The sequence below is a fragment of the Yoonia sp. genome (genome assembly GCF_036007805.1).
Taxonomy (GTDB): Bacteria; Pseudomonadota; Alphaproteobacteria; order Rhodobacterales; family Rhodobacteraceae; genus Yoonia.
Genome location: NZ_DASYOK010000097.1, coordinates 1 through 13519, shown reverse-complemented (window position 1 = coordinate 13519; position 13519 = coordinate 1). Strand labels below are relative to the sequence as shown.

Annotated in this window: 13 protein-coding genes; 6 read left to right on the top strand and 7 right to left on the bottom strand. The window is 59.2% G+C overall.

The annotated features are described in order from the left end of the window. From VGP75_RS05530 to cysE, 3 genes are all read left to right on the top strand, one after another. On the top strand, nt 1-2950 hold a 2950-nt coding region (locus VGP75_RS05530; protein WP_327542699.1), incomplete at its 5' end, for a baseplate multidomain protein megatron. Beyond that, complete coding sequence (locus VGP75_RS05525) at nt 2947-3240, top strand: DUF7742 family protein (RefSeq protein WP_327542698.1); 294 nt, start codon at nt 2947-2949, stop codon at nt 3238-3240. The genes VGP75_RS05530 and VGP75_RS05525, both read left to right, overlap by 4 nt. An 82-nt stretch (nt 3241-3322) precedes the next feature. Beyond that, nucleotides 3323-4132, top strand: coding sequence for a serine O-acetyltransferase (gene cysE / locus VGP75_RS05520; protein WP_327542697.1), 810 nt, complete (start codon nt 3323-3325; stop codon nt 4130-4132). A 53-nt stretch (nt 4133-4185) separates the two neighbouring features. Here cysE and VGP75_RS05515 read toward each other — a convergent pair whose 3' ends face one another. The 7 genes from VGP75_RS05515 to VGP75_RS05485 form a co-directional block, all read right to left on the bottom strand. Further along, nucleotides 4186-5496, bottom strand: coding sequence for a pyruvate dehydrogenase complex dihydrolipoamide acetyltransferase (locus VGP75_RS05515; protein ID WP_327542696.1), 1311 nt, complete (start codon nt 5494-5496; stop codon nt 4186-4188). Between the two features lie 12 nt (nt 5497-5508). After that, nucleotides 5509-6873 carry a pyruvate dehydrogenase complex E1 component subunit beta gene (locus VGP75_RS05510; protein ID WP_327542695.1) on the bottom strand — a complete coding sequence of 455 codons (1365 nt, stop codon included), beginning with the start codon at nt 6871-6873 and terminating at the stop codon, nt 5509-5511. Between the two features lie 3 nt (nt 6874-6876). Further along, a complete protein-coding gene (gene pdhA, locus VGP75_RS05505) occupies nt 6877-7887 on the bottom strand; it encodes a pyruvate dehydrogenase (acetyl-transferring) E1 component subunit alpha (RefSeq protein WP_327542694.1) in 1011 nt (336 codons plus the stop codon). A gap of 143 nt (nt 7888-8030) precedes the next feature. Then, nucleotides 8031-8330 (bottom strand): FtsB family cell division protein, encoded by a 300-nt coding sequence (locus VGP75_RS05500; RefSeq protein WP_327542693.1) that lies wholly within the window; start codon nt 8328-8330, stop codon nt 8031-8033. A 126-nt stretch (nt 8331-8456) separates the two neighbouring features. Continuing rightward, nucleotides 8457-9278 (bottom strand): patatin-like phospholipase family protein, encoded by an 822-nt coding sequence (locus tag VGP75_RS05495; protein WP_327542692.1) that lies wholly within the window; start codon nt 9276-9278, stop codon nt 8457-8459. 92 nt (nt 9279-9370) lie between these two features. Then, nucleotides 9371-10300, bottom strand: coding sequence for a class I fructose-bisphosphate aldolase (locus VGP75_RS05490; protein WP_110278595.1), 930 nt, complete (start codon nt 10298-10300; stop codon nt 9371-9373). 103 nt (nt 10301-10403) lie between these two features. After that, nucleotides 10404-11579: a phosphoglycerate kinase gene (locus VGP75_RS05485; protein ID WP_327542691.1), complete on the bottom strand. Its 1176-nt coding sequence runs from the start codon at nt 11577-11579 to the stop codon at nt 10404-10406. A 132-nt stretch (nt 11580-11711) separates the two neighbouring features. Between VGP75_RS05485 and VGP75_RS05480 the strand changes: the two genes are divergently transcribed. The 3 genes from VGP75_RS05480 to VGP75_RS05470 form a co-directional block, all read left to right on the top strand. Beyond that, nucleotides 11712-12218, top strand: a complete 507-nt coding sequence (locus tag VGP75_RS05480) for a peptidylprolyl isomerase (protein WP_327542690.1) — start codon at nt 11712-11714, stop codon at nt 12216-12218. Next, a complete protein-coding gene (locus VGP75_RS05475) occupies nt 12211-12756 on the top strand; it encodes a peptidylprolyl isomerase (RefSeq protein WP_327542689.1) in 546 nt (181 codons plus the stop codon). Before VGP75_RS05480 ends, VGP75_RS05475 begins: the two co-directional genes overlap by 8 nt. A gap of 92 nt (nt 12757-12848) precedes the next feature. After that, the coding region (locus VGP75_RS05470; RefSeq protein ID WP_327542688.1) for a DUF3179 domain-containing protein at nt 12849-13519 on the top strand (671 nt) is incomplete at its 3' end.

Sequence of the window (13519 nt, the reverse complement as noted above, 5' to 3'; positions counted from 1 at the left end):
CGTTTCCGGCAGGACACGCAGTGCGGCGGGTACAGTCGCCGAAGTCGATGGCATCCCGGTTGCGGGGGGCACGCCAGCGGATGCGGCTGTGGTCGAAGCGATCACAGACCTCAGGGCGCGCGGGCTTGACGTGGTCTTCAGCCCCGTTGTGATGATGGATATCGTTGCGGGGAATGGCTTGCCTGATCCCTACAGCGCCACAGAGCAGCCAGCCTTGCCGTGGGTTGGCGACATCAGCGTGACCTTGGCTCCGGGCATCGCGGGATCGCCTGATGGCACTGCTGCCGCCGATGTGCAGGTCGCGGACTTCATGGGGCAGGCGGCGCCTTCCGAATTCAACATCTCGGGCACACGAGTGACGTATACCGGTGCCGCCGAGAACAGCTACCGGCGCTTCGTGTTGCACTATGCGCATCTTTGTGCGGCTGCCGGTGGTGTGTCTGCCTTTTGTATCGGCACAGAGCTTGCGGGCCTGACCACGGTGCGGGGGGCGAGCGGCTTTCCCATGGTCGCGGCCTTGCGCGCCCTTGCAGCCGATGTCCGCCAGATCCTTGGGGCGGGCTGCAAAATCAGCTATGCCGCCGACTGGACGGAATATCACGGGATGCAGCCTGCGGGGACGGATGACAAAGTCTTCCACCTTGATCCCCTCTGGGCCGATCCCAATGTTGATTTCATCGGTGTGTCGGGGGGGCTTCCCTTGGCGGACTGGCGCGAAGGCAGCGATCACCGCGATGCAGATGTCGGGTCCATCTATGATCTGGGTTATCTGCAAGGCAATGTGGCAGGGGGTGAGCACTATGATTGGTCCTACCCCACGCCCGAGGCCCGTGCAGCACAGCGCCGTGTGCCAATCACTGATGCAGATGGCGAGCCCTGGGTCTGGCGCGCCAAGGATTTTTACGGCTGGTGGGCGCACCGGCACCATGACCGGATCGGCGGTATCAGACAGAGCATCGCGACCGATTGGGAACCGCAGAGTAAACCCTTCTGGTTTACTGCCGTGGGGTGTCCTGCCGTAGACAAGGGCGCCAATACGCCGGGGCATTTCCTTGGGCGGGGAGAACTGCCCTTGGCCTCGAACGGCAACCGTGATGACCTGATGCAGATGCAATACCTGCAGGCCTTTTCGCGCCATTTCACTGACCCTGCGCGGAACCCTGTCTCTGACATCTACGGCGGGCGCATGGTGGATATGGCGCATCTGCATGTCGCAGGCTGGGATCCGCGCCCTTATCCCTATTGGCCGGGCAACCGCGCTGTCTGGTCCGACGGGGACCGTTATGCCACCGGCACATGGCTGAACGGGCGCGCCTCGGATCGGTCGCTGGCCTCTGTGGTGGCAGAGATCTGCACACGCTCGGGCGTGCACGACTATGACGTGCGCGGGCTTTTCGGTGTCGTGCGCGGCTATAGTGTGTCGGATGTCAGCACAGGGCGTGCAGCGCTCCAACCGCTCATGCTGGCCTACGGGTTTGACGCGGTCGAACGCGACGGCGTGCTGGTCTTCCGGAGTCGTAACGGACAGGTCGATCATCACCTGACCGACGCCCATATCGCGCTTGATCCTGACAGTGATAGCGGTCTGTCGCATACGCGCACGGCCGAAGCAGACATCGCAGGGCGCGTGCAATTTGCCCATATCACCGCCGATGGCAATTATGAGGCTGTCGCCGCAGAGGTGACCCTGCCGGATGATGACACCTTGACCACAACACGCAGCGAAGCGCCTTTGGTCCTGACCCGTGGCGAGGGGCAGGATATCGTCGCCCGCTGGCTGCAGGAGGCGCGGATCGGGCGCGAGACCGTGCGCTTTGCGCTCCCGCCTTCGCAACAGAACGTTGGCGCGGGTGATACGATTGATCTGCTTGCCGGGGGGAATGCTGGCACCTACCGGATTGACCGGATCGAAGAGGCGGGCGCGCGCCTGATTGAGGCCACGCGGATCGAACCCTTGGTCTATGAACGCGGCGCACGCCCCGAAGACAGCGTGCAGTTGCAACCCTATATCGGCCCGATCCCGGCGGAACTGTTGTTTCTCGACATCGGCATGCTGACCGGAGACGAGCTGCCCCATGCGCCCTATGTCGCGGCAGCTGCCAACCCATGGCCGGGAAGTATCGCGCTTTACGGGGCACCGCAGGACAGCGATTATAGCTTACAAGTAATCCTCAGCGAACCGGCCACGGTCGGTGTCACACAAACGGCCCTGTCACGGGGGCCAGTGGGCATATGGGACCGTCAGGAGGGTCTCGAAGTGACCTTTGTCAACGGCACCGTCAATTCGGCCCTGCAAGAGGCGGTGCTGGCAGGGGCCAATACCATTGCGATTGGCGACGGGACCAAAGACAATTGGGAGATTTTGCAGTTCCAGGAGGCGACACCGCTTTCTGGCGGCGTCTACCGTCTGTCAGGGCTGTTACGCGGGCAGGCGGGCAGTCGCGGTCTGATGCCGCAAACATGGCATCCGGGATCACGGGTCGTGCTGATGAACGGGGTGCCGGGGCAGATTGCACTGCCGACCGCGGCGCGCGGCACCGCGCGGCACTATCGCTTTGGCCCTGCAGCGCAACCCATGTCCGACGGCAGCTATCGCTATGAGACCCACGCCTTTGCAGGGAACGGGCTGCGGCCCTATCCTGTGGCACATTTGCGCGCCATGAGGAACGGTGCGGATGTGGTGATCTCATGGATCAGATGCAGCCGCATTGACGGGGATATCTGGGCCGATGGCGATATCCCGCTGGGCGAGGATAGCGAGGCCTACCGCCTGCGCATCTACAAATCGGGTCAGTTGCGCCGCGAGCAGATCGTTTCAACAGCGCAGTGGACCTATGGGGCTGCCGACCTCGGCAACGATATCGGTTCCGGCTTTTACACAATAGAGGTCGCACAACTCTCTGAACGCTTCGGCGCTGGGCTGCCGACACAGATCGAGCGCTACCTGTGAGGCCCCTTCATCTGGCCGACATTGAAACCGCCGCGCGTGCCTTGGCGCTGATTGCGCCTGACGAACGCGCGGCGGTGATGCAGGATATGATCGCCAAAGCCGCGCTTGCCGACAGTTACCGTCTTGCCCATGGCCGCCCACACCCGCTTTTCGGGACCGGCACGCTCATGTCCTGTGCCCTGCGCAGGGCGGTCGCACCGCGTCCAGCGGCGCTGGGGCCGGATGCATTGCATACGTTCGTCATCGCAGTGCAGGAACTGCGCGAATATTTCACGCATCAAATTCAGTGACCGGAACCATCACAGCTTTGTTCTTGGCTTGAAGGCCCTATCTGCTTTAGACAGATGACCAACAAGCAGCGAGGAAAGTGCCATGGCGCGTCCAAACCCCAGTGTCACCGAGTTTGATCCGGTCTGGCAACGCATCTGCCAAGAGGCAGAGGCGGCCATTGATGCAGAGCCGCTTATGGGCGGGCTGATCTATGCGGGTATCCTGCATCACAAATCCTTTGAAGGTGCGCTGGCCTACCGCATTTCGATGAAGCTCGCTTCGCGCGAAATGTCCGAGCAGATCCTGCGCGAAATCGCAGACCAGGCCTATGTGGCCACACCTGAACTGGTCGCGGCTGCGCGCGCCGATCTTGTGGCGACCTATGACCGTGATCCGGCCTGCCACCGCTTTATGAAACCCTTGCTGTTTTTCAAAGGTTATCAAGCTGTACAGTGCTATCGCCTTGCCCATTGGCTCTATCAGCATAACCGCAAGGATTTGGCCTATTTCATCCAGATGCGCACAAGCGAGATGTTCGGCGTCGATATCCACCCCGCCGCGAGGATCGGGCAGGGGATCATGATTGACCACGCTCATTCCATCGTTGTCGGCGAAACCGCCGTTGTGGGCGATAACGTGTCGATGCTGCATTCCGTCACCTTGGGCGGCACCGGCAAAGAGGACGACGACCGCCACCCCAAGATTGGCGACGGCGTGCTGATCGGGGCCGGGGCGAAAGTGCTTGGCAACATCAAGGTTGGCCATTGCAGCCGGATCGCCGCAGGGTCTGTGGTATTGGAAGAGGTACCGCCGATGAAGACCGTGGCTGGCGTGCCCGCAAAAATCGTGGGCGAGGCAGGCTGTTCGCAGCCGGCGCTCAGCATGGACCAGATTCTGAAAACGGTGAAATAAAAAAAGGGCGGCCCGATGAATGGGCCGCCTCTTTTTATCTTTATGTCAGCGACTTACGCCAGCATTGTCATCGGGTTCTCAAGGTTGTCCTTGATTGCGTTCAGCAAGTTCGCCCCCAAGGCCCCGTCAATCACACGGTGATCAACCGACAATGTCGTCGACATGACTGTGCCAACTGCCAGCTCACCATCCGCGCCAACGATCGGCTTTTTCACGCCTGCACCGACCGCGAGGATTGCGGCGTGTGGCGGGTTGATTATGGCATCAAAGTTGTCGATGCCGAACATCCCGAGATTGGAAATCGCAAAGCTGCCGCCTGCGTATTCATGCGGGGCCAGTTTGCGGTCGCGGGCACGCGTGGCGAGGTCTTTCATCTCGGCTGAAAGGGCAGAGAGCGACTTCATCTCGGCATCTTTCAAGACCGGCGTGAACAAGCCGCCTTCGATGGCGACAGCCACCGCCACGTCGGATTTCTCGAACTTCAGCGTCCGGTCACCTGCCCAAACCGCATTCGCATCGGGTACCTGCTGCAAGGCAAGCGCGCAGGCCTTGATGATGAAATCATTGACCGACAACTTCACGCCACGGGGTTCAAGCTGTTTGTTCAACTGGGCGCGGAACTTCATCAGCGCATCAAGCTGGATATCGCGGCGCAGGTAGAAATGCGGCACGGATTGCTTGGCCTCGGTCAGGCGGGCAGCAATCGTCTTGCGCATCCCGTCAAGCTTGACCTCTTCGAACGGACGGTCCGCATATGTCTTCAGCACAGCATCGGTTGAAGGACCAGCGGCCATTGCTGCACCGGCAGAAGCTGCGGGCGCATCGGCCTTCGCCGCAGGTGCAGCTGCCTTGGGTGCTGCTGTCGCGTTCTCGACATCGGCCTTGACGATCCGGCCATGCGGGCCAGAGCCTTTGATGGCTGTCAGATCAAGGCCTTTGTCCGCCGCAATCCGGCGCGCCAGCGGCGTTGCAAAGATCCGCTCGCCGTCCTTTGTCGGCGCAGCAGGTGCTGCGGCGGGCTTCTCGGCCGCGGGTGCGGCACTCGGCGCGGGGTCAGGTGAAGACGGCGCGGAAGCGGCGGATGAACCGGACGAGACGTCACCGATATCATCAGCACTTTCACCTTCTTCCAGCAGCACGGCGATCACGTCGTTGACCTTCACACCCTCGGTGCCTTCGGGCACGATGATCTTGCCCATCACACCTTCGTCGACGGCTTCGAACTCCATGGTGGCTTTGTCGGTTTCAATCTCGGCCATGATGTCACCGGAGGACACTTTGTCCCCCTCTTTGACGTGCCATTTGGCCAGCGTGCCTTCCTCCATCGTGGGGGACAGGGCAGGCATCAGGATTTCTGTTGGCATTGCGCGGTCTCCTTAACGGTAGGTTACTTTTTTGCAGGCATCAACGACCTCATCAGCGGTCACCAAAGCATGTTTTTCAAGGTTGGCAGCATAGGGCATCGGGACGTCTTTACCGGTGCAGGTGATGACGGGCGCATCAAGGTAATCGAACGCCTCCTGCATGATCACACTGCTGATATAGCCGCCGACGCTGCCTTGCGGCCAGCCTTCTTCAACGGTGACACAGCGGTTGGTCTTGCGCACGGAATTCAGAATTGTCGCCGTGTCCATCGGACGCAGTGTGCGCAGGTTGATGACCTCGGCGTTGATGCCCTCTTCGGCCAGCTTTTCAGCCGCCGCCAGCGCATAGGTCATACCGATCCCGAAGGACACGATGGTCACATCATCGCCCGCGCGTTCAATCTTGGCCTTGCCAAAAGGAATGGTGAAATCATCCATCACCGGCACATCAAAGGATTTGCCATAAAGGATTTCGTTCTCAAGGAAGATCACAGGGTTGGGGTCACGAATTGCGGTCTTCATCAGACCTTTTGCATCCGCAGCCGAGTAGGGCATGACGACCTTCAGACCGGGGATTTGCATATACCATGCCGCATAATCCTGAGAGTGCTGCGCACCCACGCGGGCAGCAGCACCGTTCGGCCCGCGGAATACCATGGGGGCACCCATCTGACCGCCCGACATATAGAGCGTTTTGGCGGCAGAGTTGATAATGTGGTCAATGGCTTGCATGGCGAAATTGAACGTCATGAATTCGACAATCGGTTTCAGCCCGCCAAATGCGGCACCCACACCGATCCCAGCAAAACCGTGCTCTGTGATGGGCGTGTCGATCACGCGTTTCGCGCCGAATTCGTCCAGCAGACCCTGGCTGATTTTGTAGGCGCCTTGATACTCGGCAACTTCCTCACCCATCAGGAACACGTCAGGGTCGCGGCGCATTTCTTCGGCCATCGCATCGCGCAGGGCTTCACGCACGGTGGTTTGCTTGACCTCGACATCTGCATCCCAGTCAGGCGTCGCATCCGCAACAGGTGCGGCAGGTGCAGCGACTGCGGGGGCTTTCGTCGGGACAGGTGCCGCTTCTTCTTTGGCCTCGGCAGCAGGGGCCGCACCAGCGGCGGGCACGTCTTCGCCTTCTTCCACAAGGATCGCGATGGGCGTGTTCACTTTTACGCCTTCCGTGCCTTCGGCGATCAGGATCTTGCCAACCACACCTTCGTCAACGGCCTCGAATTCCATCGTGGCTTTGTCGGTTTCAATCTCGGCCATGATGTCGCCCGAGGAGACAGTGTCGCCCTCTTTGACAAGCCATTTGGCCAATGTGCCTTCTTCCATCGTGGGCGAGAGGGCGGGCATAAGAATTTCGGTTGCCATTCCTTAAGCCTCCTGCGGAATTTCGGTTGCGTAGATATCTGTCCAAAGCTCGTCCAGGGCAGGCTCGGGGCTTTCTTTCGAAAACTCTGCGGCCTCGTTGACGATGGCTTTGATTTCCTTGTCGATGGCCTTGAGGTCATCATCGGTAGCGTGTTTGCCGGTCAAGAGCATGTCGCGGATCTGCTCGATCGGGTCACGCTCGTCGCGCATTTTCTGCACTTCCTCGCGGGTGCGGTATTTCGCAGGGTCTGACATGGAGTGGCCGCGATAACGGTATGTTTTCACTTCCAGAATATAGGGGCCTTTGCCTGCACGGCAGTGGGCAACAGCGCGTTCGCCCGCCTCTTTCACGGCCAGAACGTTCATCCCGTCCACTTCCTCGCCGGGAATGCCGTAAGCCGCACCGCGTTCCCAAAGCGAAGGTGACTTGGTCGAACGCTGGACTGACGTACCCATGGCATACTGGTTGTTCTCGATCACGAAAACGACCGGAAGGTCCCAAAGTTCGGCCATGTTGTATGTCTCATAAACCTGCCCCTGGTTCGCAGCACCATCACCGAAATAGGTGAATGTGACGCGATCGTTTCCTTTGTATTTATCTGCAAAGGCCAGACCGGCGCCCAGCGGCACTTGAGCCGCAACAATCCCGTGCCCGCCATAGAAATGTTTCTCTTTCGAGAACATGTGCATCGAGCCGCCTTTGCCTTTGGAAAACCCACCTTCGCGCCCTGTCAGCTCGGCCATGATCCCCTTGGGGTCCATGCCACAGGCCAGCATATGTCCGTGGTCGCGGTAGGATGTGACCCGCTTGTCGCCTTCCTCGGCGGCAGCCTCAAGGCCCACAACAACCGCTTCCTGCCCGATATAGAGGTGGCAGAAACCGCCGATCAGGCCCATGCCGTACAACTGGCCCGCCTTTTCCTCAAATCGCCGGATCAGCAGCATTTCACGGTAATGTCCCAGCAGTTCCTCGGCTGAGACGTTGGGTTTCGCGGCGGCCTTCTTTGGCGGCATGTGCTATCCTCCAGCGGTTTGGTATTTAGTTTAGTATTAAACTATCTACTAAAGCATGCCCCGAACAAATGCGAGAGTCAAAGTGACCCTTCGTCAAGCGTGAGTGGAATAGCTGCGTTGCGCCGTTCGAATGTCAGGAATGATTAGCGAATGACGATTTCATCGGCGCGGATCATGCCCAAAACTTCGCGCGCCTGTTGATCCAGAAGGTCCAGATCAAGGAAATTGTCAGACAGGCGCACGGTCAGGTTTTCCATCCGTGCCACCTCGTCTTCAAGTGCTGCCAGTTCAACCGCCAGCGCATCACCTTCGGCACGCACTTCGATCCGCTTGAAAAGGCCATAATCACCCTGCACGGCAGCGAACGTAAAATACAGCCCCAGCATGATCATGCCGAGGAAATAGAACAATGCGCCAAGTTGTGTGCGGCCGCGTCGGATCATGGGTCTGCCTCAAACGTCACCTCTGGCGGGTGACTGACAGCAGAATCGCATATCTGATTCGCAAAGGGAATCCCCTAAATGCAATAAAAGCGTTAATTTCTTGCGTTTTTGGGGCGTAGGCAGCCGTTATGCGCTCAGGCGATCAATCTCGTGCTTCACCTGTTCGCAGAGCGCCGCAGTCTGGTTGAGGATTTCTTTGGCCTTCAACAAATCCAACGCGCGATAGCTATCAACGGGCGGGCGCAGCAAGACTGTTTGGGGGTATTGCATGGCCGCGTTCTGTACGATCGACATCTGCATCATCTGGTTGGACCCATAGACCGCATCAATCTTGCTCGGGCGCACTTTGGGGTCTCCGCTTGTGCCGCCTGATACGTCAATGGCGATCACGTGATCCGCGTCATCCTGCACAAGATCCAGCGGGCAGGGATTCGTGGCGCTGCCATCAATGTGAAAGCGTCCGTTGCGCAATACAGGCAGGAAAACTGCAGGCATGGCGGCCGAGGCAGCCATCGCCGACAGCAAAGGCCCGTCCACGAACACCGCTGTTCGCTCGCCATAGAAATCAGTCGCCGCAATTTTCAAAGGGATTGCGAGCTCTTCAAAGCTATCAGGAATCGCATCCGGCAACACAACGTCGAGTACGCGTTCAAGGTTCAACTCGCCAATCCGTGGGCCGCCTTCATCGAAAAACCGCTTGATGCTGGTTGCGCGGGTTTTGAAGGCATCGTTGATCAGCGACACAGGATTGCTGATCTTGCCGAAGATATGATCGGTGATCGCCTCGGCGGTCATCCTCGCGCAGGCCGCGGCCCCGATAATCGACCCCATCGAGGTGCCCGCGACGGCCTTTGGCTTGATGCCCAATTCATCAAACGCGCGGATCGCATGAATATGCGCCAGTCCGCGCGCGCCGCCCGCCCCTAGGGCAAGTGCAATAGAATGCATGATGTCTGTCCTTGTCTGAGCCGCAGGATTTATCTGCGCACTTCATAGGGCAATCAACAGCGCAGGGAAACGGGCGTGTTGCGGCGTGTGGCTTAGTCTTTGCCGCGATAAATCTCGACCAGTTTGTTCAGCATCGCCAGCGCATCGGCGCGGTCCCGCTGGAACGAATTGCGCCCGATGATGGACCCGTTGCCGCCGCCATCACGGATCGCACGCGCATCATCGTAAACCGCATCGGCGCCTTTGGCCGCACCGCCCGAAAAGACCATCAAGCGACGCCCGTCGAAGGCGCTTTGCACACAGTGGCGCACGCGGGCTGCTTGGGTCGCCACATCAATGCCCTGCGCCTCATAGACCTTCTTGGCTTCACCAAGGCTCAGATGATCGGTCGAGAGTTTGATCTTGATGATATGTGCCCCCAGAAGGGCCGCGATCTGGGCCGCATAGGCGCCGATATCAATGGCCGTCTCGCCGTCCTTGTCCAGTGCCTCGCCACGGGGGTAGGACCAGATGACGGTCGCAATGCCTTTCGCGGCAGCTTCGCGGCGCATTTCGGCGATGTCGCCGAACATATCAAGTGCTGCAGATGAGCCGGGGTAGACAGTAAAGCCGATGGCAGAACAGCCAAGGCGCAATGCATCATCGACCGACGCGGTAATCGCTTGGGTCTTTGGTGCTGCATCAGGGATCAGCGAATTGGCCGAGTTGACCTTCAGGATCGTCGGGATCTGGCCCGCAAAGGTATCGGCACCGGCCTCAATCATGCCCAAGGGGGCGGCATAGGCGTTCAGGCCCGCGTCAATCGCCAGTTGGTAATGGTAATGCGGATCATAGGCGGGCGGGTTCGGGGCGAAAGAGCGGGCAGGGCCGTGCTCGAACCCCTGATCGACGGGCAGGATAATCATCTTGCCCGTGCCACCCAGTTTACCGTTCATCAAAATGCGCGCCAGATTGGCTTTTACGCCAGGTGTTTCGCCTTCGTAGTTGGCAAGGATTTTCTGAACGGTGCGGGTGGTTTTCATGATCGGGCCCCTTATGGCTGAACAGCGTTAACTGACCGATAGGGGGCTGCGTGCCCGGTTGCAAATGTGTTAGCGCAACCGGGCATGATGTTATCGCAAACAGCTAGCCAAGTGCGGCCACGCCAGGCAATTCCTTGCCTTCCATCCATTCAAGGAAGGCTCCACCAGCGGTGGAAATATACGTGAAATCATCGGCTGCACCTGCCTGATTCAGCGCAGCCACGGTATCACCGCCACCGGCCACCGAGATCAGCTTGCCTGCTTTCGACAGTTCCGCCGCCTTCGCCGCCGCCGCGTTCGTTGCCGCATCGAAGGGTGCAATTTCAAACGCGCCCAAGGGGCCGTTCCAGACGAGTGTTTTCGCCTTTTCCAGCACCTCGGAAATATAGGCGACTGTCGCAGGTCCGGCATCAAGGATCATCGCGTCTGCCGGACAGGCATCAGGGGCCACCGTTTCATTGGCGGCACCTGCTTTGAATTCGCGCGCCACCACAATGTCACGCGGCAGGATGATCTCGCAGCCCGCCGCCTCTGCTTTGGCCAGAATATCGCGCGCGGTGTCGGCCAGATCATGTTCGCAAAGCGACTTGCCCACATTGATGCCTTGCGCGGCAAGAAAGGTATTCGCCATCCCGCCGCCGATCACCAGATGATCGACCTTGCCCACCAGATTGCCCAGCAGGTCAAGTTTCGTGGACACTTTCGCGCCGCCAACCACAGCGACAACAGGGCGTTCTGGGGTGCCAAGCGCCTGTTCCAAAGCGCCCAGTTCTTCGGCCATCAAACGGCCCGCGCAAGACGGCAAAAGCCGTGCAATCGCTTCGGTGCTGGCATGGGCGCGGTGGGCCGCGGAAAACGCATCGTTGACGTAGATATCACCGAGGCTTGCCAGACGTTCGGCAAAGCCTGCGTCGTTCTTTTCCTCACCGGGGTTAAAGCGCAGGTTTTCCAAAAGCAGAACTTCGTCGCCGTCCATCTCGGCCACGGCATCGGCATAGTCCGAATTGACCCATGTCACCGGCAGGCCCAGAACATCGGCCACCGCAGGGGCGATGTGTTCCAACGACATCTCGGGCACGACCTGTCCTTTCGGGCGGCCGAAATGCGCCATCAGGATCACCTTGCCGCCTTTTTGCTGAATATCATCGACCGTGGGAATGATCCGCTCGATGCGGGTGGTATCAGTCACGACGCCATTCTCGACCGGCACGTTGATATCCACACGCACCAAGGCCCGTTTGCCCGCAAAATCCATGTCGTCAAGTGTCTTCCAAGCCATCATCGTGCTCCTGTGGGTCAGAGGTTTCGCAATGGTGTTGCGGCAATCTCGCGCCCGCGTCAACCAGACCCGCTTGGCAATCGTCTCAAGGGATCATATGTCAGGTCCGAACAAAAGTTTAAGGAGCGCCCCATGGCCGAGATCAAAGACCCCGAAAACACGATCATTATGACACTCAAAGGCGGCGATGTGATTATCCAGCTGCTGCCGGATGTGGCCCCGGCCCACACCGCCCGCATGAAAGAGCTGGCGCGGGCCGGTAAATATGACAACGTTTGTTTTCATCGGGTCATCGACGGTTTCATGGCGCAGACGGGCGACGTGGCCAATGGCAACATGGAAAACAATTTCAACATCGGCCGCGCCGGTACAGGCGGCTCCGACCTGCCTGATCTGCCTGCCGAATTTTCCAAGATCCCGCATGCACGCGGATCTCTGGGTGCGGCGCGTTCGGCAAACCCGAACTCGGCCAACAGCCAGTTCTTTATCAACTTCAAGGATAACGACTTCCTGAACGGCCAATATACCGTTTACGGGCAGGTCATTTCCGGCATGGAACACGTCGATGCCATCGTGCGCGGCGAGCCGCCGATGAACCCCGACCGCATGATCAGTGTCAAGGTCGCCGCCGATGTTTAAGTACGCTGCTCTCTTCGCTGTGCTGGCAACCCCAGCGCTCAGCGCCGGCTTGGAAATCGACCTTGCGGGTGAAGCCAACGGCACGATTGTCATCGACCTTTTCGAGGAAACGGCGCCACTGCATGTTGCCCAAATCACCGCCATTGCCGAGGCGGGCAGCTATGACGGCGTGGTCTTTCACCGCGTGATCGACGGTTTCATGGCGCAAACTGGTGACGTCGAAAACGGCGTGATGGGCATGGACCTGTCTCGTGCGGGTACGGGCGGCTCCGAATTCGGGGATATTCCCGCCGAATTCTCGGACATTCCGTTTGAACGCGGGGTCGTGGGTATGGCCCGCGCCCAGAACCCGAATTCGGCCAACAGCCAGTTCTTCATCATGTTCGAGCCGGGCTATTTCCTGAACGGTCAATATACCGTTGTGGGCGAAGTCACCGAAGGCATGGAACTGGTTGACCAGATCAAACGCGGCACCGGTGCCAATGGCGCCGTGATCGGCCAGCCCGACATGATGGCCGCCGTGCGCGTGACCGAGTAACGAAATCTGTTTGGCCCCCTCACTAATTCGCGAGGGGGCTAGGCGCAAACAACACAATCGGACACCCTGCGGGCAACTGTCAGGAGAGACCGATGCGCATTTTCCCTACATTTCTAGCATTTTGCACTGCTGCGACAATGTCGTCGGCAGGTCCCGAGTTCTGGACTTTCGAGTGGCCGAACACCGATTTTGAAACGACAAGCGTTGAAAGCTGGGTCGAAATTATTTCAGGCGGCCCACCCAAAGACGGTATTCCGGCACTCGACAACCCTGCGTTCGTCACTGTCGCTGATAAACCGGACCTCGCGCCGCGCGAACCGGTCATCACCCTTGAGATTGAAGGCGAAACGCCACGCGCCTATCCGATCCGCTATCTGACATGGCACGAGATCGTCAACGACGTGGTCGGCGACATGCCTGTCGCTGTCACTTTTTGTCCCTTGTGCAATTCCGGCATCACTTTTGACCGGCGCACCGCTGATGGTACCCTCAGTTTCGGCGTGTCGGGCAAGCTGCGCAATTCCGATATGATCATGTATGACCGCGAAACCGAAAGCTGGTGGCAACAGGCCACAGGCGAGGCGATTGTAGGTGAGCTGACAGGGGCAGACCTGATCAGCCTGCCCAGCTGGATGGAAAGCTGGGAAACTTTTGCAAGCCGCAATCCCGAAGGCTTGGTGATGGAAGAGCCCGCCTTCAACCGCAACTACGGGGCCAACCCCTATGTGCGCTATGACAGCTCTCATCGCCCGTTCCTCTATTC